The organism is Sinorhizobium mexicanum (genome assembly GCF_013488225.1).
GTDB lineage: Bacteria > Pseudomonadota > Alphaproteobacteria > Rhizobiales > Rhizobiaceae > Sinorhizobium > Sinorhizobium mexicanum.
In genome coordinates, this window is the sequence record NZ_CP041241.1 from 1,328,080 (window position 1) to 1,351,434 (window position 23,355).

At 60.7% G+C, this 23,355-nt stretch carries 22 protein-coding genes and 3 pseudogenes; 13 read left to right on the plus strand and 12 right to left on the minus strand.

The window, feature by feature from the left end; translation table 11 throughout:
• Positions 1-9 precede the first annotated feature (9 nt).
• Genes FKV68_RS30285 through leuD form a run of 6 tightly spaced genes read left to right on the plus strand, consistent with a single transcriptional unit; the run spans position 10 to position 5,449 of the window.
• Entirely contained in the window at positions 10-876 is an 867-nt protein-coding gene (locus FKV68_RS30285; protein WP_180942596.1) for an HTD2 family dehydratase, read from the plus strand.
• Complete coding sequence (locus FKV68_RS30290) at positions 876-1,691, plus strand: HpcH/HpaI aldolase/citrate lyase family protein (protein WP_245182017.1); 816 nt, start codon at positions 876-878, stop codon at positions 1,689-1,691. Before FKV68_RS30285 ends, FKV68_RS30290 begins: the two co-directional genes overlap by 1 nt.
• A complete protein-coding gene (locus tag FKV68_RS30295) occupies positions 1,688-2,449 on the plus strand; it encodes an electron transfer flavoprotein subunit beta/FixA family protein (protein ID WP_180942598.1) in 762 nt (253 codons plus the stop codon). The genes FKV68_RS30290 and FKV68_RS30295 overlap by 4 nt, the downstream gene beginning before the upstream one ends.
• Positions 2,449-3,375 carry an electron transfer flavoprotein subunit alpha/FixB family protein gene (locus tag FKV68_RS30300; RefSeq protein ID WP_180942599.1) on the plus strand — a complete coding sequence of 309 codons (927 nt, stop codon included), beginning with the start codon at positions 2,449-2,451 and terminating at the stop codon, positions 3,373-3,375. The genes FKV68_RS30295 and FKV68_RS30300 overlap by 1 nt, the downstream gene beginning before the upstream one ends.
• Before the next feature lie 49 nt (positions 3,376-3,424).
• Positions 3,425-4,834 (plus strand): 3-isopropylmalate dehydratase large subunit, encoded by a 1,410-nt coding sequence (gene leuC, locus FKV68_RS30305; RefSeq protein WP_180942600.1) that lies wholly within the window; start codon positions 3,425-3,427, stop codon positions 4,832-4,834.
• A 9-nt stretch (positions 4,835-4,843) separates the two neighbouring features.
• Positions 4,844-5,449: a 3-isopropylmalate dehydratase small subunit gene (leuD, locus tag FKV68_RS30310; RefSeq protein WP_180942601.1), complete on the plus strand. Its 606-nt coding sequence runs from the start codon at positions 4,844-4,846 to the stop codon at positions 5,447-5,449.
• Between the two features lie 47 nt (positions 5,450-5,496).
• On the opposite strand, the gene FKV68_RS30315 is transcribed toward leuD, so the two are convergent.
• From FKV68_RS30315 to FKV68_RS30330, 4 genes are read right to left on the minus strand one after another with little or no spacing between them, the layout of a single operon-like run.
• Positions 5,497-7,707, minus strand: coding sequence for a CaiB/BaiF CoA transferase family protein (locus FKV68_RS30315; RefSeq protein WP_180942602.1), 2,211 nt, complete (start codon positions 7,705-7,707; stop codon positions 5,497-5,499).
• A gap of 32 nt (positions 7,708-7,739) precedes the next feature.
• On the minus strand, positions 7,740-8,669 hold the full coding sequence (locus FKV68_RS30320) for an SMP-30/gluconolactonase/LRE family protein (protein ID WP_180942603.1): 930 nt from the start codon (positions 8,667-8,669) through the stop codon (positions 7,740-7,742).
• A gap of 8 nt (positions 8,670-8,677) precedes the next feature.
• The gene (locus FKV68_RS30325) at positions 8,678-9,025 is read right to left on the minus strand and encodes a DUF4286 family protein (protein WP_180942604.1); all 348 of its coding nucleotides are present in this window, start codon (positions 9,023-9,025) and stop codon (positions 8,678-8,680) included.
• Positions 9,026-9,082: 57 nt separating this feature from the next.
• On the minus strand, positions 9,083-10,111 hold the full coding sequence (locus FKV68_RS30330; protein ID WP_180942605.1) for an ABC transporter substrate-binding protein: 1,029 nt from the start codon (positions 10,109-10,111) through the stop codon (positions 9,083-9,085).
• A gap of 990 nt (positions 10,112-11,101) precedes the next feature.
• Between FKV68_RS30330 and FKV68_RS30335 the strand changes: the two genes are divergently transcribed.
• From FKV68_RS30335 to FKV68_RS30355, 6 genes and pseudogenes are all read left to right on the plus strand, one after another.
• Complete coding sequence (locus FKV68_RS30335) at positions 11,102-11,356, plus strand: type II toxin-antitoxin system VapB family antitoxin (protein WP_180942606.1); 255 nt, start codon at positions 11,102-11,104, stop codon at positions 11,354-11,356.
• A complete protein-coding gene (locus FKV68_RS30340; RefSeq protein WP_180942607.1) occupies positions 11,356-11,742 on the plus strand; it encodes a type II toxin-antitoxin system VapC family toxin in 387 nt (128 codons plus the stop codon). Before FKV68_RS30335 ends, FKV68_RS30340 begins: the two co-directional genes overlap by 1 nt.
• Positions 11,743-11,980: 238 nt before the next feature.
• Positions 11,981-12,208 (plus strand): annotated as a pseudogene (locus tag FKV68_RS33700) (hypothetical protein).
• Positions 12,209-12,333: 125 nt separating this feature from the next.
• Positions 12,334-12,846 (plus strand): hypothetical protein, encoded by a 513-nt coding sequence (locus FKV68_RS30345; RefSeq protein ID WP_245182019.1) that lies wholly within the window; start codon positions 12,334-12,336, stop codon positions 12,844-12,846.
• A 370-nt stretch (positions 12,847-13,216) separates the two neighbouring features.
• Positions 13,217-13,432, plus strand: a pseudogene (locus FKV68_RS30350) (transposase); the annotation flags it as partial.
• 25 nt (positions 13,433-13,457) lie between these two features.
• Positions 13,458-13,688 (plus strand): hypothetical protein, encoded by a 231-nt coding sequence (locus tag FKV68_RS30355; protein ID WP_246452797.1) that lies wholly within the window; start codon positions 13,458-13,460, stop codon positions 13,686-13,688.
• A gap of 936 nt (positions 13,689-14,624) precedes the next feature.
• On the opposite strand, the gene FKV68_RS30360 is transcribed toward FKV68_RS30355, so the two are convergent.
• The 5 genes from FKV68_RS30360 to FKV68_RS30380 form a co-directional block, all read right to left on the minus strand.
• Complete coding sequence (locus FKV68_RS30360) at positions 14,625-15,683, minus strand: L-idonate 5-dehydrogenase (RefSeq protein ID WP_180942608.1); 1,059 nt, start codon at positions 15,681-15,683, stop codon at positions 14,625-14,627.
• On the minus strand, positions 15,683-17,089 hold the full coding sequence (locus tag FKV68_RS30365; protein WP_180942609.1) for a TRAP transporter large permease: 1,407 nt from the start codon (positions 17,087-17,089) through the stop codon (positions 15,683-15,685). The genes FKV68_RS30360 and FKV68_RS30365 overlap by 1 nt, the downstream gene beginning before the upstream one ends.
• A 3-nt stretch (positions 17,090-17,092) precedes the next feature.
• Positions 17,093-17,665, minus strand: coding sequence for a TRAP transporter small permease (locus tag FKV68_RS30370; protein ID WP_180942610.1), 573 nt, complete (start codon positions 17,663-17,665; stop codon positions 17,093-17,095).
• A gap of 63 nt (positions 17,666-17,728) precedes the next feature.
• The gene (locus tag FKV68_RS30375; RefSeq protein WP_180942611.1) at positions 17,729-18,703 is read right to left on the minus strand and encodes a sialic acid TRAP transporter substrate-binding protein SiaP; all 975 of its coding nucleotides are present in this window, start codon (positions 18,701-18,703) and stop codon (positions 17,729-17,731) included.
• Positions 18,704-18,771: 68 nt separating this feature from the next.
• On the minus strand, positions 18,772-19,515 hold the full coding sequence (locus FKV68_RS30380; protein ID WP_180942612.1) for a FadR/GntR family transcriptional regulator: 744 nt from the start codon (positions 19,513-19,515) through the stop codon (positions 18,772-18,774).
• A gap of 109 nt (positions 19,516-19,624) precedes the next feature.
• Here FKV68_RS30380 and FKV68_RS33490 point away from each other — a divergent pair.
• Positions 19,625-19,880, plus strand: a pseudogene (locus FKV68_RS33490) (SDR family oxidoreductase); the annotation flags it as partial.
• Between the two features lie 370 nt (positions 19,881-20,250).
• On the opposite strand, the gene purU reads toward FKV68_RS33490, so the two are convergent.
• Genes purU through doeA form a run of 3 tightly spaced genes read right to left on the minus strand, consistent with a single transcriptional unit; the run spans position 20,251 to position 23,342 of the window.
• Positions 20,251-21,135, minus strand: a complete 885-nt coding sequence (purU, locus tag FKV68_RS30385; protein ID WP_180942613.1) for a formyltetrahydrofolate deformylase — start codon at positions 21,133-21,135, stop codon at positions 20,251-20,253.
• 23 nt (positions 21,136-21,158) lie between these two features.
• On the minus strand, positions 21,159-22,157 hold the full coding sequence (gene doeB, locus FKV68_RS30390; protein ID WP_180942614.1) for a N(2)-acetyl-L-2,4-diaminobutanoate deacetylase DoeB: 999 nt from the start codon (positions 22,155-22,157) through the stop codon (positions 21,159-21,161).
• 3 nt (positions 22,158-22,160) lie between these two features.
• Positions 22,161-23,342 (minus strand): ectoine hydrolase DoeA, encoded by a 1,182-nt coding sequence (doeA, locus tag FKV68_RS30395; protein WP_180942615.1) that lies wholly within the window; start codon positions 23,340-23,342, stop codon positions 22,161-22,163.
• Positions 23,343-23,355: the final 13 nt, after the last annotated feature.

Below are 23,355 nucleotides of genomic sequence, written 5' to 3' on the forward strand. Positions count from 1 at the left end.
GGGTTCCCCATGTCTGAAGGCAGAGAGCAATTCGCCGAATGGATCGGCCGTAGCATCGAATCCACCGACCGACTGTGCGCCGACTCGAGCGCCGCGCGGATGCTGGCCTCGATCCTTCCGCAATGCGTACCGGGAGGAGACGCCGACGTCATGCCTGCCCTGTGGCATTGGCTGCTATTCCCGCAGATCGTGCCCCTCGCACTGAATGATGTGGACGGCCATCCAATGCGGGGGGGATTCTTACCTCCGGTCGATTTGCCGCGCCGTATGTGGGCAGGTGGTGCGGTGAGCTTTCACCGCGACCTGTGCTTTGGTGATGAGGTGACGCGCAAGTCGACCATCGCCGACGTCGTCATGAAGGAGGGCCGCAGTGGTCCTCTGTGCTTCGTGACCGTCGAACATCGGCTGTCCGTTGCCGACCGTCTCGTCATCGAGGAGCGGCAGGATATCGTCTATCGCGGGCACGAGACGCCGAGGGCACCGGCCGGCAGCGTTTCCCCCGCGCCATCGATGGCGTGGACGGAAGCGGTCGCTCCCTCTCCCGTGCAGTTGTTCCGCTACTCTGCCGCCACCAGCAACAGCCATCGTATCCACTATGACCGCAGCTATGCGACCGCAGAAGAGGGCTATCCCGGCCTTGTGGTGCATGGTCCATTGTTAGCGACGCTGCTGGCCAATCTCGCGGAACGTCGGACCGGCAACCGTCTCGCCAGCTTCAGCTTTCGTGCCAGACGTCCTGTCTTCGACATCGCCCCGTTCCTGATCTGCGGGGAGAGCGGCCCGGACCGGGTGATGCTGGCAGCGCGCGGACCAGACGGTGACGATTGCATGCAGGCCGAAGCGACGCTCCGGACGCCCGCTGATGGAGACCGATGATGCAACGTTCGTTCCTGTTTGTTCCGGGTGACCGGCCGGAGCGGTTCGACAAAGCTGAAGTAAGCGGGGCCGATGTCGTTGTGCTCGACCTCGAGGATGCCGTCCTGCCTGGCAGAAAGGCCGAGGCTCGTGCCGCCGTGGAACATTGGCTCGCCGACGGACGAAGGGCAGCGGTGCGGATCAACGCGGTTGGTAGCGATGAACACTCGGTCGATTGTGCATTGATTGCACGCGTCAGACCTGCCGCGGTCATGTTGCCCAAGACAGAAACCGGCGATCAGATCGATCGTCTCGCCGCAGTTCTCGATGGTGAAATTCCGATCATTGCCCTAATCGAAACAGCGCTCGGGATTTGGAATGCAGGGGAGATCGCGCGAGCAGCAGGGACCGCCCGGATAGCGTTCGGCTCGGTCGACTTGGAGGCCGAAACAGGCATCGCTCAAGATCATGAGGCCATGCTTCACGCCCGCAGTCGCCTGGTTCTGGCTTCCGCCATGTCGCACAAAGTCGCACCAATCGACGGTGTCACCCTGAAGGTGGACGACGCCGAGGCGCTGCAGGCCGACATCAGACATGCCCGCAAGCTTGGTTTCCGGGGCAAGCTTTGCATCCACCCCAGACAAGTGTCCGAGGTAAACCGTCTCTTTCTCCCGGGAGAAGCGGAGATTGCCTGGGCGCGGCGCGTCCTTGCGGCCGCCGAATCCGCCGGACACAAAGGCGCATTTCAACTGGATGGCGCGTTGATCGACCGCCCGGTGATCGACCGGGCGACAGCGATCCTGCGCAGCACAACTTCTTTGGAGGAAGGCGAATGAAAGTGCTCGTCCCGGTCAAACGGGTGATCGACTACAATGTGAAAGTTCGTGTGCACTCGGATGGGAGCGGCGTAGATCTTGCGAACGTGAAGATGTCGATGAACCCCTTTGACGAGATCGCTGTCGAAGAAGCTATCCGATTGAAGGAAAAAGGCATTGCGAGCGAGGTCGTGGTTGTTTCCGTGGGCGTGAAGCAGGCGCAGGAGACGCTGCGGACGGCGCTCGCCATGGGGGCAGACCGCGCGATCCTGATCGAGGCGGCGGCAAACGTTGACACCGTCATCGAACCGCTCGCAGTGGCCAAGCTGCTCGCAAGCCTGGCGAAGGAGGAGGCCCCCGGCCTGATCCTCGGGGGCAAGCAGGCCATAGACAATGACATGAACGCGACAGGCCAGATGCTTTCTGCCCTCCTTGGATGGTCGCAGGCAACCTTCGCCAGCGAGGTGACGGCGGATGGCGACAGCGCCACCGTGTCGCGCGAGGTGGATGGTGGACTGCAAACAATCAAGATCAAGCTTCCGGCGGTCATCACCGTAGACCTTCGGCTGAACGAGCCACGCTACGCTTCGCTGCCGAACATCATGAAGGCCAAGGCGAAGCCATTGGCTATTAAAACTCCCGCGGATTACGGCGTGGACGTCACTCGGCGCTTGACTGTGGTGAGGACAGCGGAACCCGCGCGTCGCAAGGCTGGCGCGAAAATGGGATCGGTCGACGAACTGATCGCGAAACTCAGAGACGAAGCGAGGGTGATCTGATGGCTGTCCTTCTTCTAGCCGAGGTGAGCGGTGGGCGACTTGCGACGGAAACGGTCGCCCGGGCGTTGACCGCGGTGAAGCCGCTTGGCGAGGTGCATGTGCTGGTGACCGGTCAAGACGGTGATGGCGCCGCGGCCGAGGCGGCGAAGCTTGACGGGGTGGCAAAGGTGCTGCTCGCCGGCGATCACGCCTATAGCCACGGCCTTGCCGAGCCGATTGCGGCCCTGATCGTCAGCCTTGCAGGCAATTACAGTCATGTCTGCGGCGCCTCGACGGCCTTCTGCAAGAACATCATACCCCGTGTCGCCGCTCTCTTGGATGTAATGGTAATCTCCGATGTGGCGGCGGTCATCGATGCCGATACGTTCGAGCGACCGGTCTACGCCGGCAATGCGATCCAGACGGTGAGGTCCGGCGATGCGACCAAGGTTTTCACGGTGCGCACCGCCGCTTTTGCCGCCGCTGGCGCGGGTGGCTCAGCTGAAATCGAGACGGTTAGCGGGCCCGCGGCCGAGGGGCTGTCGGCTTGGGTCGAAGACACAGTCGTGGCTTCGGACCGTCCGGATCTGACGAGCGCTAAGATCGTCGTCTCCGGCGGGCGCGGCGTCGGGTCACAGGCCGACTTTTCCCTGATCGAGCAATTGGCCGACAAGCTTGACGCCGCAGTGGGTGCCAGCCGAGCGGCCGTGGACGCCGGCTATGCCCCGAACGACTGGCAGGTGGGCCAGACCGGCAAGGTCGTCGCGCCACAGCTTTACGTCGCCGTCGGCATCTCGGGTGCCATCCAGCATCTAGCGGGCATGAAAGATTCGAAGATCATCGTCGCCATCAACAAGGACGAAGAGGCCCCCATCTTCCAAGTCGCAGATTATGGCGTCGTCGGAGACCTCTTCGAAATCCTGCCCGAACTCACCGCAAAGCTCTGAATATATCGCCTGGCCGACAAAACTACAGGACAACTCGAGAGTTACGCCCATGGAACAGACAACCCTTTACGACAAGATCGTCGATGCCCATACGGTGAAAACCTTGGGTGACCAGGGTCAACTCCTGCTATATGTCGACCGCACGGTCATGAACGAGTACACCAGCCCGCAGGCCTTTTCCGGCTTGCGGGAAAAGGGGCTCAAAGCATGGCGGCCCTCGGCCTCTCTTATGGTCGTCGACCATGTGAACCCAACAGCGGCCCGTCGCACCCGCGAAATGCCGGACCCTGGTGCGGCGCGGCAGGTCTCGTATTTTCATGAGAATGCCCGCGATTTCGGAATAGAGCTCCTGGATATTCTTGATCCGCGCCAGGGCATCGAACACGTCGTCGCACCGGAACAAGGTCTTGTCATGCCTGGGATGGTGATTGCTGCAGGCGACAGTCACACCACGGCCTATGGTGCCTTGGGGGCGCTTGGCTTCGGTATCGGCACCTCCGATATAGAACATTATCTGGCAACGCAGACGCTGGTCTATCGTCGCCTGAAAACCATGCGCGTAACAGTCAACGGAAAGCTCCCGCTGGGCGTGACCTCGAAGGACCTGGTAATCGAACTGATCCGGCGGATCGGCGCCGACGGGGCAACCGGCTACGCGGTAGAATTCGCAGGCGATGCGATTTTCGAAATGTCGGTCGAGGCGCGTATGACCGTCTGTACGATGATCGTCGAAGCAGGCGCCCGCGGGGCGGTCATTGGCGCGGACCACAAGGTGATCGACTATCTCAGGGATCGGCCACGCATGGTGAAGGGCAAGCTATGGGACCGGGCCTGTGCAGACTGGTTGAATCTCAGATCCGATCCCGACGCCCGCTTTGATCGGGAAGTGGTGCTGAACGCCAACGAGGCGGTGCCGATGGTGACGTGGGGAACGAGCCCCGATCAGGCCTGCCCGGTGACCGCCGCAATCCCCTCGATCGAGGACATTAACGACCCGATCAAGCGCAAGGCGATGCAGCGTGCGTTGGACTATATGGGACTGACTCCCGGAACGCCGATGGACAGCGTTCCAATAAGCCACGCCTTCATCGGCTCCTGCACAAATTCGCGGATCGAGGACCTGCGCGATGCCGCACGGGTTCTCAAGGACCGCAAGGTAGCCGACGGCGTGCGCGCCATCATTGTGCCCGGCTCCACGCAGGTGCGTGCCCAAGCTGAGGCGGAGGGACTCGACCGCATATTTCTGGATGCAGGCTTCGAATGGCGGCAATCGGGCTGCTCGATGTGTCTTGCAATGAATGACGACATTCTAGAGGCCGGCGACCGTTGCGCTTCCAGTACCAACCGCAATTTCGAAGGGCGTCAGGGTCCAGGTGCACGCACCCATCTGATGAGCCCGGCGATGGTGGCCGCCGCCGCCGTGGCAGGTCATCTCACTGATGTGCGGACTTTAGGATAAGGAAACGACATGCCTACATTCACCACAGTGACCGGCGAGGCTGCCCCGTTTATGCTGCCCAATGTCGATACCGATGTAATCATGCCCAAGCAGTTCCTGAAGGGCGTGGATCGCCAAGGACTTGATGTCGGCGTCTTTCACGCGCTTCGTTTCGATGAGAGCGGTGCAGTCCGCCCGGAGTTCATTCTCAACCAGGCGCCCTGGCAAGAGGCAGCCTTCCTGGTTGTAGGCCCGAATTTCGGTTGCGGCTCCAGCCGCGAGCATGCGGTCTGGGGCCTGATGCAGCTTGGCATCCGTGCCTTGATCGGTACGAGCTTCGCAGGGATCTTCAACGACAACTGTCAGCGCAACGGGCTTCTGACCATTTCATTGGAACCCGAGACGGTCGCAAAGCTTGCCGATCTTGCTGAGACCCCTGGTGCGAACAGGTTCACTATCGACCTTCCCGGGCAAACCATGCGCACGGGGGATACACAGGTTTCCTTCGATATTGACCCCCTGCGAAAGGATGCGATCGTGCGCGGATTAGATGCCGTGCGCATGACGCTCGAAAGCGCGGATGAGATCCGCTCCTTCGAAGAACGGCATTTCCGGGACAATCCATGGTTCGCCTGATTGAGGCGCCGCAGACCGCCTACGAACTTTGGCGCCGAAGCGGCCCGCTAGATCGAGCGCACGCCGTCAATGGCGACGACGCGGCGGGTGACGAGATCTTCCAGCCTGTCGGCGAAGCCCAGTTCCTGTAGGATTGCAGGCCCGTCGCGCCCCGGCATCGGCGCCGGCTCGCCCGCACGAATTGGCGAGCGCGACAGACTAATGGCAGGCCCTGTCGTCGTGACCGGCCCGATGCCATCGTGCTCGCGTGTCAGGCTGAGGCCGAAGCGTCTGACCCGCGCGTCCTCCATCAGAGCGTCCATGTCGAATTCGACCTCATGAGCCCCTAGTCCTGCGGCAGTCAGAAGCACGCACCATTCCCGTGCCGTTCGGGTGACGAAGACCTGTTCCATCGCGCGTTCGTCTTCCATCGCGTCGCACAACTCGGCTAATTTGACCGCCTCTTCGGGCCGGCCCTGAAGGAAGATCCAAGCATCCGCGCAACGATAGGCCCGGCAGAGCGCGCCTGCACCGAGAGCCTGCTGGCCCGATGGTTCGTCCCAGCACTTGCCCGCGAAGTCCACCAGCAGGTGCGACTGCAACAGCGTCGCGGTTTGGATCAGCGAACTTGTCACAAGCTGGCCCTCTCCGGTTCTTTTGCGATGGTAGAGCGCCAGCATGACCGCGTAGGCGGCCATCACGCCGGTGCCGTAGTCATTCGCCGCAAAGGGCGCGAGCACGGGGCGCCCGCCGCCATAGCGAAGCTGCATCCCGGTGACGGCCTGTGCGATCTGCTCGTGCCCCGGCCGTTCTGCATAGGGACCCACCTGCCCGTAGGTGTTGAGCGAGCAGTAAACGATATCGGGTTTGCGTCTGTGAACGCGCGCGTAGTCGATCCCCAGGGCTTCTGCCACGCCGGGGCGGAAATTCTGTAAGACCACATCCGAACGATCGACCAGCTTCAAGAAGATTTCCATCCCATCGGGGCTTTTCAGGTCGAGTAGAAGACTGCGTTTGCCGCGGTTGATGTCATTGTGCAGTTTCACAAAGTCGTGGTGCGGGCTGTCGATCTTGATGACTTCGGCGCCGAACTCGGCAAGCGTCCGACCACACGCGGGACCGGCCAAGATGATGCAAAGGTCCAGAACTCGGATGCCCTCGAGAGCCGCCGCGGTTGCGGGTATCGCCTTCGGGCGGTCGTGTGCCGGTGGCGGCATGGTCTCGAGTTCCGCCAATACCGACTCGCGGTCCTGGTCTGCTAGTGGCCTTGGCCCACGGATTGACCCAGGTGTACGCGAAAGCAGCGTGTGAAGACCCGGCATCGTGACCATGCCGAGTTGCGGGTCGTCCAGGGTGATGATCGCTCCGGATTGCCGGGCTTGCGGATGCTGCATCCATTCCGCACTGATAAGGCAAGTTACCCCTTCGGTTCCGATCGCTTCACAGATCTGCTCCCACTCTGCCGCGCTTCGAGTGGCGAAAAGAGCGTCGAATTCCCGGGCAAGATCGTCAGGCGCAGCCGGATCGGCCCGGTGGTCCAGCCCTGTCTCCTTCAAGAACGCCCCTGCCCGTTTGTTGGAGCCCATGTACATGAACCAGCGGCCGTCGGCAGTCCTTGCCTGCCGTGTCCAGTTGAAGGCGGCATGTTCGGTGGGATGACTATGAATTTTCATTCCCTTCAAGCCGATGGCCGTGAAGGTCGCGTCGAACAGAGGCACCTCGATGACCTGCCCCAGATCGGATCTCTCTCGCTCGAAAAGGGCCGCAGCAACGGCAGCCACTCCCAGAAACGAGCCGAATGCCGAGGAATACGGGATTGCCGTGTAGACGGGCTGCCCTCTTTCGGCCGGGCGAAAAGCGCCGGTCGCGGCACCCAGAACCCCCTCCCATGCGCGATTTCCGGAGCGATCGTCCCGGCGGCCGAAACCCGGCAAGCACAGGTAGATGAGACGCGGGTTCAGTCGGAGCATCTCTGCCGAACCGAGACCCAGACGCTCCATGACGCCCGGACGGAAATTCTCTATCAAGACGTCGGCACACTCTATCAATCGCCTGGCGACCCGCAGCCCTTCGGCTGTTTTCAAATCAAGCCGGATGCTCCGCTTGCCGCGATTCCAAACCGCATTGGCCGCAATATCCCATAGAGGCCCGGCGGGATGCTCAACGCGGATCACATCCGCTCCGTCATCGGCCAGGTACATCGCAGCCATGGGGCCAGCCATGTATTGGCCGAAGTCGACGACCCTCATCCCATGCAACGCACCCTTACTGTTGGTCACGGCCTTTCCCTACCCCAACGATGCGCTGCGTGTCATTTGTACTCCGGCCAGTTCTGTTTGGTGTCTTCGCCGATTGCCGGGATGCGTGTTCTGATCCGCCAGACGGAATGGCCATCAGCCTCCGTGATGTAGAGATAACCACGGTGGATCTGCACATTGTTTGCCACCATGGCATCGTCTGGCATGAGGATCGCGCCATAGTAGAACCCGAGCGAACTGAAGACGAGCACCTCTCCGGCCGAATGGTGCGCGACATAGACATTGCCGCCCGCATCGACCGTGAGCCCGTCAGGACCGCGCCCCCCATTCAGCCACGCAAAGACGCGACCGTCTTCTAGATCGATGGTACCCGGCGCCTTGATCTTGAACTGGACGACCCGGTTGGCGGCGGTCTCGGCGACATAAAGCATGTCTTGCGCCGGCGACAATGCCACGCCGTTCGGGTAGGCCATATTGTCGACCAGCCGCGTCAACGCTCCGTCAGCGGCGCGATAGTAGAGCCCGCCACACCGTCTGAATTCGCCCGATCCACGTGGGTCCGTGAGGTAGAGACCGCCTGAGGCATCGAAAGTCAGATCATTGAGACCGCGGAAGTTGCCATGGCCGCCTTTCCCTGCCAGCCACGCCACGACGCCCGTCGATTGGTCGAGGCGAAACAGACCCATGACATGATCGGCACCGTAGATGTTGCCGTCTGGCCCGATTGCGAGCCCGTTCGGTCCCGGGGTTTCCGCAACGGCGGTTGCAGCGCCCGCGCCGTCAATGCGATACACCTTCCTGGTATTAAGCCCGACAACCCAGAGGTTGCCTTCCGTGTCGAAGACCGGCCCCTCCAGGCGTGCGCCCGGCACATGCGCAAAACGCTCCAGTTCAAAGTCGGCACAGATCGGATCAAGGCCAAGGGTTCTGCCACCCGCCGAAATGTTTTGCTGATGAGGTTCAAAACTGTGTCGCTCTGCCATCGGCGCGCCTAGAACTTGCGGGGGCCGAGGAAGGGTCTCAGTGGCGTGGTAATATCCACATAGACATGGCGTACCAATCCCCCTTTGTGGGGACGCATTCTCTTCGTCCACGCAGTGCCTTCCTTCAGCGCAAGGTACTGCTCCGTCTGCAGCGCAGCGAGTGACTCGAGCTCGTAGGTTGCCAGAAAGCGCGGCTTTCCCTCGATCGCTCTGTACCGCCGCGCGGACAGGAATCCCGGACACGCCAAGCGCTCGGGAAGGTGCTCTTCATCGTACCATTGGTTGAATTCGTCTTCCCAGCCCTGCTCGCATTCGAGCATGACCATCAACATGGCCTTCCGTTCGGAATCGTCCATCTCTTTCTCCTTAAATGAAAGCCCCCCGCGTCATGCTGGCCGAGGGGGCGTCAGTATTTACTCGAAGAGTTCCTTGTAGATGCCCGCCCACTTTTCCTTGTTCTCGGTGTAAGTCTCGAGCGAGATCACATTTGCCGTAAAACCGCCGGCCCCCGGCCGCAGGCCAGGCTCTTTGGCCGCGACCTTCGGATTGGCCGGCAGATAATCGGCCTCGCGGTAGATCGCCTGCCCTTCTTCCGACAACAGGAACTCGAGAAAGAGCTTGGCCGCGTTCGGATGCGGCGCACCCTTGACGATGCCAACCCGGCTGAACGACATTATTGCCGGCTCGATTGGCACCCATTTGACGGGTGCGCCCTTGGCGGCGCTGATCGAGGCATGATGGTTCTCGGTCAGGATCGAAATCGCGTATTCTCCGTTGATCGTCTGATCCAAGATAGCGCGCTGGTTGGCAGCAACATTGGCAACGTCCTGGTCTGCGAGTTTGCGCAGGTACCCCATGCCCTTTTCTTCGCCCATCGATATAAGGATATTGCCGATAAAGCCTTCGGGGCTGGTCGGGCCGCCATCGGCATTCCACGCCATCTTGCCCTTCCATTTCGGATCCAGAAGGTCCTCATATGTCTTGGGAATATCGGCTGCCGGGACCAAGTCGGTGTTGACCGCCGCGGTGATGACCTGAATGTACTGCGCCGTCCAACGACCTTCCTTATCCTTCAGCGCCTCGGGAAAATCAGCCCAGGCCGCCACCTTATAGGGCTCGGCCAGCCCCGCCGGGCCGAGGGTAGAGAAGGCTGTGGAGCCGTCCCAGACGTCACCATAGACCTTCCCAGCTTGAGCTTCATTTGTCAGTCGGGTCGCGACATCACGCGAGCCGCCCGAAACGAATTCGACTGTGATTTTGTAGCGATTTTCAAAGGCCTCAACCATCGGCCGCACGAACTGGCGCACATTTACCGTTGTGTACCAGACGAGCTTTCCTTCTGCCTCTGCGGCTGCGACGAGATCCGAATCCTGTGCGTTTGCGACACTGCCAGCGAGCGATACCAAAACAATGGCACCGGAGTGCGCTATCCTCCTAAGCATGGTGCTCCTCCTCCCCGAGTTCACCGAAAATGCGGCGTTGAACCAACCGCGATCTGCACAATAAAGGACCGCTGCAGTTCATTAAAATGAGATTATCTTGTCGACCTGTTCGAAATTCGAGAACAAGATGCCCTTCTGAATTCCGATGGCGGGCGCCAACGCACGGAATTGTCCCACCGACCTGCAAAGCTGTCTGGAGGTACCGAGCGACGATAGAGCCGGCTACCATCGGTCTCGCCTCCTCGGCGATCGTATTCGCGAGTTTGCGCGAGGCGACCAGCGACAGCGTTGCAAAACTCGAAAGGCTCTCTAAACGTATGTAAGATAACCCAGGCGCAACGCTTGTTCGGCGACCCGACTGCATGCTCAGTGTCGTCGCCAAAGGCCTGTGCGTTCCAGCGCTTGTAGGATGAAAGCCTGTCCGCGCCTCCGAGCGTGCTTCGGCAACGAACCGACAATCAATGTATCGCGACTTTTGATTTCTGCGGGGTTACAGCCGACACGGTCGATCAGGACAATGACCCGACGGTCACCATCGTCGCGACCGCCAATGCGCCTGCTTTGAGTGTTTTGAGTTGGTTCTTGACAGAGTAAATCATGATCGTTCGTTCCCTTTGTGTTGGCTGATACATCGATTGATCGCAGGCACACGACGCCCGACCTCCGCAGAGGTGGTCAAAGGATTTTCAGTTGGGATGCTTAGGGGCTTCTGTCTGCAAGGGAGCTCCAACGGCACTCCGACGAAGTTCGATGGACCGGCCGTGATCACGGCCATCTCGTTTTAGGGATCCAGTATCGACAGTGATGGATCTGGAGTCGCAAATCGCCTAGATTCGCCCCAAATCACAACGAAGACGGAAGCGAACACCGTGGACGACCGGGTCCGATTTGCGCTCGGGGGCTCAGTTTCGACCAGATACGAGGTCCAGGCGCTTGCGCCGACGCCGGGACAAGGTAGAATATAGATGACTAGGAACCTAGGGACCAGGAATGGCGCTCAGCATTAAAGATCTAGAGACGGAACGTCTCGCCAAGGCGCTGGCCGAGAAAACTGGTGAAACCATCACCATGGCGACCCGCCGGGCACTGGAAGAACGGCTACGGCGCCTCGCAAACGCGGAAAATCGCGATGTTCTTCTCGAGGAGCTTGCCGCCAGCCGCAGACGTTGGGCAAAGCTGCCGGTTCACGACAACCGCTCCGCCGATGAGATTTTGGGGTACGACGAAAATGGGCTCCCCGGCTGATGGTCATCGACACGTCCGCCATCGTCGCGATCGCATTCAACGAGCCGGAAGCAGAAACCTACGAACAAAAAGTCGTCGACGCTCCGCGGCGCTTCATCTCGGCCGCGACGGTCCTTGAACTCGCCATCGTCATCGAATCGCGCCTCGGCGAGGCAGGTGCGGCAGAGCTTGATCTGTGGCTTTACAAGGCGGGTGTCGAAATCGTCGCCGTCGACGCGGAACAGATCGCCGTCGCAAGGCGAGCCTGGCGCAGCTACGGCAAGGGCCGACATCCGGCCGGTCTGAACTATGGGGACTGTTTCTCCTATGCGCTGGCGAGGACGCGCAACGAACCGCTGCTCTATAAAGGCGATGATTTCTCGCGAACAGATATAGGGACGGCATGACAATGCACCCCGCGCCCGTCACGCCCAGACAACGTTCCATGCTCAAGCTTGGCGACGACCGCCAGCCCCAAGCAGCGCCGTTCCTTGCCACGGCCGGCCGTTATCACGTCCGCACATGGCGGCATCTTGGTAGCTCCCGAAATCCTTGGAAACCGCCCCGCCGGTCGGACCGAGTATCCATAGTGATTCTAAGACCGTCGCGGCATATAGAACTCCAAGAATTCTGTGGTCTCAAACGATGTCGATTGTTGCCGTAAAGGTTTTGTCCAGTTGGCATCCAAGATGTCCGATCCTGCCAGTGCGGTCTCTTTCGATCCATCTGCATTCTCCTTTTTTCCGAGGTAGACGAGAATCGTCAGGTCTCGTTCCTGGACGAATGCACGTTGATCCATCGACCGCCGCCGACCTGGCACGGAAAATCTCGGCACGTGTCGGCTATCCGCTTCCTTTGGCGCGGGCGGCTTAGTTGGTCGAACACCCGGCTAGCAGATGGGGTGATTTGTTTCACCAGGCCGCCCGCATCATCGATCAAGCAAACTCCAAACTCACACATTAATCGACAGCTGGACTTTTGGAGATGGCGCGGCCCTGATGCTCCAGACTGATCACCGCGAGAGTTTTGATGTCGACATCTTCCTCGACGATCCGCAGCTACTGCCATGTCTGAATCCGAAGACACAGGGCTACGCGCTCGACATCAACCCTCACAGCTATGAATCCGACGAATCGCGGACGTTGAAGATCGTCTTTGAACATGTCGGCGAGATCTACTTTATCTGTGCCCCCAGCCTGACCGACAACCCGACGTTGAAAACGGACGTGCGCAGCCGAGACGTTCTGCTTGAGACCCCGGCGGAGATCATCGCAAAGAAGATATACTACCGTGGCGCTGCGATGCAGCCTCGCGACATGTTCGAAATCGCCTGCGTCGTGAAAACTCATGGCGTGGAGTATCTCAAGGAGGCCCTAACGCCGTTCCGGGACAAATGCGATGCGGCGCTGGAAGTCGCTCGCCAGATGAACCCGCAGTCGCTGAGGCTATCATGGCGAGACTTCTGTACCGCCAACACTTCTCCGATGTTCCCCGCGTCGCTCAGGCAATGACGATCAAGCTCCTGGAAACCATCTGCACCAATTCGACCGGCGCAAAAACTAGCGTGCACTCCGACCGGCAAAGTCGATCGAGGCAGACGACGTGCGTTCCATTGACGTTCATCGTCGGACCGAACCCGCCAACGGCGCAAATGGCGACCCTCGGCAAGCCCATAACAATCACTTTCTCAGGTAAAGGTCCTCCGGCTTGCAAGATGTCGACCGGTTTACCAACTTGTTTCGGCTTCTCACCTTAAACATGAACACAGAACACAGACGCGCGTTGTCGCGTTTTATTCGTAAGCGGTGTTCTGCTCCCACGTTGTCGTCGCCGCCCTGATCTGTGATCGCCTTTCCATGAACGAGCAACAGGAGTTTCTCCATGGAGAGTACATTGGAGGTTCTCACGACCAGGAAGTCTGGACGTGAGGTTCATCGGCATTGGCCGGACGAGATCAAGGCGCAGATCGTTTCGGAGAGCCTTCGGCCCGGAGCGTTGGTGAATGAAGTCGCAGAGCGACATGGCCTGAAGCCGAACCACCTATCCACCTGGCGGATGATGGCACGGCAGGGCAAGCTGATTCTGCCTGCCCCCGAGGAAGCGTTGGAGTTCGCAGCCGTTGGTGGCGCGCGTCGAAGCCGGCGAGGAGATCATCATTGCGGTGCTTTGGCGCATTCGCAAGGAGACCAGCATCGAGACCGCGATCGCCGAGATCCGGGCGATGCGGGCGCTCGCCAAACCCGTCACCCAGGACGAGACCCGCGCCTGGCGCGATCAGGCCGGGCCTGACGATGGCGTTCGTCCTCGACGCCTCGATTGCTGCCAGCTGGTTCCTGGCCGACAAGCAAAGTGAAGCCGCCGAGCCGCTCATTGCGGCACTTGGAGTTGCGCCGGTTCTCGTGCCGTCAATGTATGGTTCGAGATCCGCAATCTGTTCATCATGGCGGAGCGGCGTGGTCGCGTGAACCCCGGAACAGCGCTTGCCATGACCTTGAGTCTGCGCGGTTTGCCCTTGCAAGACGGAGGCATCGGCAATGACGTGTCCGTCGTTGATCTTGCCCTTAAGCATGGCCTCCCGGGCTACGACGCGAGCTACGTTGCACTGGCAAAATCAAGTGAAATGCCCCTTGCGACCGGCCGCCGCACGGAGCGAAGGGATCAGCATCGTCGGTCCGCTCAAGCATGAGCACTGATCCTTACACACCCAATCTCCACACCGACAAGAACTCAGCGCCGAGCGCGCTGCAATGGCTGGATGAAGCCGGATTCGTCACGCGCAAAGTGACGTAACGTCTCCAAATATCGCCGGACGCACTTGCTATACCTGTATCCGAGATCAGAAGTCTGACCCGGCCGGCAAGCGGGGCTTTCTTTTTGGGGGCGCGCAGCTTCATTGACGCAGCGGAAAGGGATGTTGTGGTTTGACGATCACCTTCTCGTAATCGCAGTGGTTCCCTTTTCCAGAGAGGCGCCGGGGCGCACGTTCTCGGCGTATTCGCGGAAATTCACGAGGTACCCTTGCTGCGGTCCATCATATTCGGCGCAAAAATTGCGGTAGACCTTCGCGTCACGAGGGTAATGGCCGCGATTTGACCGAGTACGTCTTCGGCGAAGACACACTGAACATCGCATTTAGCGCTATCGCTCATGGAAAGCATCGGAAGCGAGCTCCGCTTAGAGATCGCCGCCACCTCAGCTGGCGCATCCTCGTCTCGCCGCCTCTCCAGCGCCTTCACGCGCGCTTTCCATCATCTCCTATTCCAGGCTATCTCTTCATGTGCCGACACTTTCAAGGCAGGAATGTCAGTTGCACCTTGCAGGCAACGGAACGGTCGCCGGCTTGCTCGAAGGCCTTGACCGCCTGATCGACCGGAAACGCATGGGAAATGATCGGCCGGACATCGATCCGGCGGCGAGCAATGAGGTCGACGGCAAGGGCGAACTCGCTGTTGAAGCGCTGCGATCCGATGAGCCGCAATTCCTTGCCGACGAGCGCATTGATCGGAAGGGTGATGTCGCCCGTCACGCCGACTTGCACGATCAGGCCTCGCGGTCTGACAGTGGCGATCGCACTGCGCAGCGCCTGCTCGGCTGCGGCGCATTCGAAGACGACATCAAACTGCCCTTTGTCTGCCTCGTATGCAGCCAAAGGCGCCGGATCGCGGCGCACATTGACAGCGAGCGCAGCACCCATCGCCATTGCGCGCTCGAGCGCCGCGTCGGCAAGGTCCGTCACCACGATCGCCTCGGCCCCTCGATGGCGAGCGGCCGCGACCACGAGCGCGCCGATCGGCCCAACTCCTGTAACAAGCACATGCTTGCCCTTGAGATCCCCGGCTTGGGCAACCGCGTGAAGGCAGACTGCCAGCGGTTCGGCGCAGGCGGCCTCGCCAGCGCTCACCAGCGCCCCCGCCGCGAAACATTGGCCGGCCGCAACGACGAGCCAGTCGCGGAACATGCCCTGCGTATGAGGAAAACGCATGGCGCTCCCCATGAATCGCATGTTCAGGCAATGAATGGGCAGCCCCGCGTCACAAAAGCGGCAGGAGCCGCAGGGTTGGCTCGGATTGAGCGCGACGAGGTCGCCGATCGCAAGTCCGGAGACGCCGGCGCCGAGGGCGGCGACATATCCGGAGCCTTCATGGCCCGGAATGATCGGCTCTCGTACCCGGATGGGACCGAAGCCGCCGTCCTGGTAATAGTGGAGGTCCGAGCCGCAGATCCCCCCGGCCGCCATTTTCAAGAGGACCTCGCCTTCGCCCGGTTGCGCAACATCCTCAGCCTCCAGCCTGAGATCGCGTTGACCGTAGAGCCGCGTGAGACGCGTGCGGATGAGCGCACCTGCCATCAGCGGATCAACCCGACTGCACTCGGCAGCCACAGCGTGATCGCCGGAACGAAAGTGATGAGGATGAGCGCGATGAAGAGCGGCAGGAGCCAAGGCAGGATCGCCATCGTGGTTCGCTCCACCGAAAGCTTCGCCACGCGCGACAGGACGAAGAGCACCATACCAAGCGGGGGATGCAGGAGGCCGATCATCAGGTTAAGCGTCATGATCAGGCCAAAGTGAACCGGATCGATCCCGAATTGGGCCGACAAAGGCAGCAGGATCGGCACCAGGATGGTGATCGCGGCGATCGTGTCCAGGAAGCAGCCGACGAACAACATCAAGAGGTTTACCAGGATCAGGAAGACCCATTTGTTCTCGGTGATCGTCAGAATCGCGCCGGAGAGCATCTGGGCGGCCTGGCTGACCGTCAACAGCCACGCGAAAATGGAGGCGGCCGTGACGATGAAGAGCACCGAAGCGGTCGTCTCGATGGTGTCGAACGTCGCCCGCGCCAGCGTCGACATGGTCATCGTCCGGTAGCGCACCAGCCCGAGGAACAGCGACCAGAGAACAGCGGCGACGGCCGCTTCCGTCGGCGTAAACCAGCCCATCGTCATGCCGCCGATTAGAATGACCGGGGTCATCAGCGCCATGACGGCCGAGAAGTCGAAATACCAGTCAAGGGCCAGCAACACCAGGAGGGCAATGCCGGCGGCGGCATTCATCGACAACCCCGCCGACATCAGGAGATAAACGATGATCGGTACGGACAACACAACGACGACTTCGAGCGACGCCGAGAGCAACCGCTTCATCTCGAAAGGCGTGTCCGAGCCCCAACCGCGCTTATAAGCAAAGATCGCGACCGTCAGCATCATCAGCACCGTCATCACCACGCCCGGCACGATGCCGGCCATGAACAGCGCGCCGATCGAGACGTTCGCCATCATGCCGTAGATGACGAAGGGCAACGAGGGTGGAAAGATTGGCCCGAGCGTCGCCGAGGCGGCGGTGACGCCGACGGCGGCCTCGACCGGATAGCCGTGATCCTTCATCGCCTTGATTTCGATCGTACCGATGCCGGCGGCATCGGCGAGCGCCGTGCCGGACATGCCGGAAAAGATCACCGAGCCGATGATGTTGACCTGTGCCAATCCCCCTTTCATCCAGCCGACGAGCGCTACGGCGAAGGAATAGATGCGGCCGGTGACGCCTGCGGAATTCATCAGGTTGCCGGCTAGAATGAAGAACGGCACGGCGAGCAGCGGAAAACTCTCGACACCGGCGATCATTCGCTGTGCAGCGATGATGTCGGGCGCGACATTGTAGAAGACCAGATAGAGGACGGATGCCACGGCCATCGAGATGGCGACCGGCACACCCACCAGCATCAGGAGAAGAAACGAACCGACGAGCAGCAGCATGGATCAGCCCTCAACCTTTTGGAATTCCTCGGGCTTTTCGAGAACCGAATAACCGCGGCGCTGATTGGCGATAAACACCTGGACGGAGCGAACGAGCATCAGCACGAAGCCGGCCATCACGCTGTAGAAGACGATGTTGCGCGGCAGGTCGACCGTCACCATACGTTCGTTGGCGACGATCGCCACATAGCGCCACATCAGCCAGCAGGCATAGGTAAAGAAGCCGATACGGACGAGATCGACGAAGATCGCCATGCCTCGCGCCACCGGCCGCGGCAGATAGTGATAGAGCACGTCGACCTGGATGTGCCGCGAAACCCTGACGCACATGACAGAACCGAGGAACACCACGCCGATCAGGCAGTTGGTGGCGATCTCCTCCGTCCAGGCATAGGAATCGTTGAGCACATAGCGGGTGAAGAACTGCAGGAACACGCACCCCGTCATCACCCAGAAAATGGCGAGCGTGACCCAGTCCTCGAAGGCATAACTCGAGACATCCGCGGCTGGCGGGGCTTCGTCGAAGGAATGGGCAATTTCCTCCGGCGTCACTTGCAAATGGACTTCCTGTGACATGGCGATCATCCGGCAAACGGTGGGCGGAGTGCCGGCCGCTGACGGGCGGCCGGCGTCAACGATTCACTTGACGGCGCGGATGGCCTCCCAGTCTTCCTTCTTATAGCCAAAGTCTTCGAGCGCCACCTTGTCCATCACGGTCGCCTCGAAATCGGCCTTGTCGATTTCGGTCACTTCGACGCCGCGCTCCTGGAACGTCTGAACGAGCTTCTGCTCACGTTCTTCAATGATCTTGGTGGCACGCTCGGCGGCCTCCTGCATCACCTCGGTGAAGATCTGCTTGTCGGCATCGGAGAGTTGCGACCACAGGTTCTTCGACACAACCGTGTTCAGGTGATCGACGATGTGGCCGGTCAGAACGATATGCTTCTGCACTTCGAAGAACTTCTTCGCCTCGATTGTCGTCAGCGGGTTTTCCTGGGCTTCCACCGTGCCGTTCTGCAATGCGAGGTAGACTTCCGCAAAGGCGATCGGCGTCGTGTTGGCGCCACAGGCGCGCGGCATGGCGAGGTACGCCGGAACATCCGGGACGCGCATCTTCAGCCCCTGCATGTCGGAGCATTTGGCGATCGGCTTGTTCGAGGTCGTATGGCGCGTGCCGTAATAGGTGACGGCGGTGATGTGGTTGCCCGAAGCTTCCTCGTAGCCCTTGGCCAACTGCTTGAACACGTCGCTTTTCGTATAGGCGATCAAATGCGCCGGGTCGCGGAACGTATACGGGAAATAGGTGACCCCGATCGGCGCGTATTCACGCGCGGCAAAGCTCGAACCGGAGATGATGATGTCGACGGTGCCGAGTTTCAGGCCTTGGTTGAGATCGGCCTCCTTACCGAGTTGCGAGGCCGGGAAGACGTCGATCTTGTAGCGCCCCTCAGTGCGCTTGGCGATCTCTTCGGCTGCCCAGACGGACTCGGTGTGGAACGGCTCCGAAGTCTCATAGACATGCGCCCATTTAAGCGCCGTCTGAGCTTGAGCGGCGAGCGCTGAAGCCAGGATAGTCGCAGTCGCACCCAGTAGCATCAACAGTTTGGACTTCATCTTGTTCCTCCTCCAAAGTGAAGTGATTGCTCAAAGCGGGATCACATCCCACTTTCAACCCGTCAGTGTCAGTTGTCCTCGACGCGCCTCCACGCAGCTGGTATCGCGCTGTCGGTCGGCTCCTCCCCGAAGCTGGCCGACAAACGAAGCTGGGATTGATCGAGATGTGCACGCATCGCGGCACGCGCTGCCGCTGGATCTCCGGCAGCGATCGCGTCGCGGATGACGCGATGCTCCTCCATCGCGGCGCGCCAGGTCTCGGTATTTTCGAAATAGCTCGCCAGCTTCTCGAAATAGGGCGTCATGCGCATGTCGTGGATGCTGCCGACGAAGCGGTTCAACGTCTGATTGGCGATGATACTGGAGACGATGACATGGAACTCACGATCAAGCGCGAGCGCCTGGCGACGATCCTCGAGCGCCGCAGCCATTCGCTTTAGATTGTCATCGATAATGGCGATATGCTCGGGGCGCGCCAATCGCGCTGCCTCCTCGGCAATCGCGCATTCAACCACCGCCCTCGCCCTCAACAATTCGAATGGACCTTCGAAATCCTCTGGCGGCGTGTCGGACGCCGGCACCTGCCGTGCCGTGACATAGATGCCTGATCCCATCCGGATATCGATGAAGCCCTCGACCTCGAGCACGATCAATGCTTCCCGGATGGTGGGGCGCGAAACACCGAGCTTCTGCGCGAGCTCCCGCTCGGACGGAAGCCTCGAACCGGGCGCCAAGTCGCCCCGCTTTATCAGGCCCCGCATTTGGTCCGCGACTTGCCGGTACAGGCGGCGCGATTCCACGGCAGAAAACATCGTGCTCCTCGATATCGACTCGCAGTCAGGTGGCCAAGTGGTCATACCAATTTTAGCCAAGATACTCGCCACGGCAGTCGAGTCAACCTCATTATCGCCAGATCTCCGCATCAGGAGTCTTGCCCGCGACTACGCGCCTCGCGGCGTGTTGCTCAACACGCTTGCCGCCGGCCTAGTCGATACCGATCGCAACGCTGCCCGCCGTGCGAAGATCCAAAGGGTTGGGCACACTACGTCCGCACCCTCAACTGGATGGGCCGCGCTGGCGGCCCCCCGATGAAATGGTGGGCGCCGCGCTCCTCCTCGCCTCGGACGCCTGCAGCTTCATGACCAGCGAAACCCTGGTCATGTCAGGCGGATACTAGTGCACGGTGCGTTCAAGTGAACGCACAACGGATCGCGGAATTTGGGGTGGTGGTGAAACAAGGCCTTTTAGGATTGCGCGCCGTAGTTCGACTAAATTGACAACCTGACGAGCTGGTCGCTAGGCTCCGCCCAGGAACCATTGATTTCTTCGGAGCACTGAGTGCGTCCCCAAAAAAGCCGCCCTGACCATTCTTGATCAAGGCGGCCAGGCGGCCCCACTGGGAGGTGAACTCAAAACTCCATCCTCAATTTTTCGAGTTCGGCGAAGAAGGCGCTCGTTCCCTTCTTCTAAATGTGGTCCATTTCTGGCTGTATCGGGCGCGCATCCCTTGATCGACACCTCACGCAGCTATCTTTTCACCTGTTGGATCACCCCATCCGCTCCGAGGCATAGCTTCCCGGGCTCGGCGGGAAGACGACGACGCGGTTGCCGTTGATGAAGCAGCGGTGGTGGATATGGGCGTGGACGGCGCGGGCCAGCACCTGGCTTTCGACGTCGCGGCCGATCGAGACATAGTCCTCGGCGCTTTGCGCATGGGTGATGCGGGCAATGTCCTGCTCGATGATCGGACCCTCGTCGAGGTCGGCGGTGACGTAATGCGCCGTCGCGCCGATCAGTTTCACGCCGCGCTCATAGGCCTGCTTGTAGGGGTTGGCGCCCTTGAAGCTCGGCAGGAACGAGTGGTGGATGTTGATGATCTTGCCCGACATCTTCTTGCAGAGCGCATCGGACAAGACCTGCATGTAGCGGGCCAGCACGATCAGCTCGGCGCCGGTCTGCTCGACGAGTTCCATCAGCTGGGCTTCCGCCTTCGGCTTGTTCTCCTTCGTCACCTTGATGCAGTGGAACGGGATGTCGTGGTTGACGACCACCTTCTGGTAGTCGAAGTGGTTGGAGACGACGCCGACGATGTCGATCGGCAACGCGCCGATCTTCCAGCGGTAGAGCAGGTCGTTCAGGCAATGGCCGAAACGCGACACCATTAAAAGCACCTTCACGCGCTCTTCGGAGGCGCGGATCTCCGCCGTCATCGCGAACCGTTCAGCGACCGGCTGGAAGCCCTCACGCAATTCGTCAAGCTTCACGCCTTCCTCGCTGATGAAGACCAACCGCATGAAGAACAGGCCCGTTTCGAGATCGTCGAACTGCGAGCTGTCGGTGATGTTGCAGCCCTTCTCGGCGAGAAAGCCCGAAACTGCCGCGATGATGCCGGTCGTCGACCGGCACGTAATTGTAAGGATGTGCGATTTCACGACTATCTTCCTTGGGACGTGAGCTAAACCGCGACGACGGCAACACAGTCGCCCTGTTTGACCAGGCCCGGAAAGTGCCGGGCGGCCAGCAGGCCGTCCATCTTCGCCTTTATCGCGACAGGTTCGGCGCCGGTGCGCCCGATGGGGTAAATGCGGGCGACCAGATCGTCCTTGCGTACTTTGTCCCCCAGATCCACGAGTGGCTCGATCAGGCCTCCATCTTCCGCGAAGGAGAAGCAGTCGCCGTCCGGCATGTCGAGCCATTCGGTCTTCGATGTCTCGACTGCACCTTTGAGGATGCCGGCGGCGCGAAGCACGTTCCTGACGCCGCGTTTGGCAATGCCGGCGCTCCTGGCGGTTGCCGTTCCGCCGCCGCCAAGCTCGGTGGTGATGAACACCTTGCCCATCTCCTCGGCCGCGGTGTCGTACATTCCGACGGCGTCGATCTCCAGCATCTTCATCGACCAGGGCGCGCCGAACGCCTTGACCAGTTCGAACGCCCTTGCCTCCTGCTCCTTGTCGGGCAGGATGTGCGCGGCGCAGAACGGCAGGAAGTCAAGCGTCTTTCCGCCCGAGTGGAAGTCGAGCACGATGTCGGCGAGCGGCAGAAGAACCCGTTGGAAATAGTCGGCGATCTTCTCAGTCACCGTGCCGTCCGGCCTTCCCGGAAAGCTGCGGTTCATGTTGCCCTTGTCGATCGGCGAGGTACGGGTGCCGGCGGTAAAGGCCGGGTAGTTCATCGCCGGCACGATGATGACCCGTCCCGTCATCGCATCCGGCCCGAGTGTCCGGGCGAGATCGAAGAGCGCGATCGGCCCTTCGTATTCGTCGCCGTGGTTGCCGCCGGTAAGAAGCGCCGTCGGACCCTCCCCGTTCTTGATGACGGTGATCGGGATCATCACCGATCCCCAGGCGGAGTCATCGCGGCTGTAAGGCAACCGCAGGAAACCGTGCTGCACGCCCTCGGCTTCGAAGTCGACCGTCGCGCTGATCGGCGACGGCCGCAGATGCTGCTCGCTCATGTCTCAGTCCTTGATCATCAGCTTGCGGGGTACGGAGGCCAGGCACTCGACACCCGTTTCGGTGATGAGAATGCTTTCGGTGGTCTCGAAGCCCATGTCCTCGAGCCAAAGCCCGGTCATGAAGTGGAAGGTCATGCCCGGCTTGAGTTCCGTCCTGTCCCCGGGACGCAGGCTCATGGTGCGCTCGCCCCAGTCCGGCGGATAGGAAAGCCCGATCGGATAGCCGGTGCGGTTGTCCTTGACGATGCCGTATTTCTTCAGGACCGCGAAGAAGGCTTTGGCGATGTCCTCGCAGGTGTTGCCCGGCCTGGCGACGGCAAGTCCCGCCTCCATGCCCTCGAGCGTCGCCTTTTCCGCGTCGAGGAAGGCCTGGGTCGGCTTGCCGAGGAAGACCGTGCGCGACAGCGGCAGGTGATAGCGGTTGTAGCAGCCGGCGATCTCGAAGAAGGTGCCCTCGCCGCTCTTCATCGGCCGATCGTCCCAGGTCAGGTGCGGCGCGGAGGCTTCTACGCCCGAAGGCAGCAGCGGGACGATCGCCGGGTAGTCGCCGCCGATACCGTCGACCCCGCGCGTGCCGGCATCATAGATCTCGGCGACGAGATCGCATTTGCGCATGCCGACCTCGATCTTGTCGAAGATGCGGCGATGCATGCCCTCGACGATGCGGGCCGCGTTGCGCATATACTTGATCTCGGTCTCGCTCTTGACCGCGCGCTGCCAGTTGACGAGCGCCGTCGCGTCGACAAAGCGGGCATTCGGCAGGTGCTTTTGCAGCGCGGCGAAGGCGGCGGCGGAGAACCAGTAGTTGTCCATCTCGACGCCGGTCCTGAGCGAACCCCAGCCACGGTCGGCAAGGATGCCGGAGAGATAGTCCATCGGGTGGCGCTCGGTCGACTGCACATAGTGATCGGGATAGCCAATGATGTTCTCGTGCTTGAGATAGGCGGTCAGCTTCGCGCCGTTGGCGTCCTGACCGCGGCCATACCAGATCGGTTCGCCCGACGGCGGTACGATCACCGCCTGGTGCACGTAGAACGACCAGCCGTCATAGCCGGTCAGCCAGGCCATGTTCGAGGGGTCGCTGACGATCAAGAGATCGATGCCCTTCGCCTCCATCGACTGGCGCGTCTTCTTCAGCCGCGTTTCGTATTCTGCAAGAGAAAATTTGAGGTTGGGTTGGGTCATGCTTCTTCCCTCG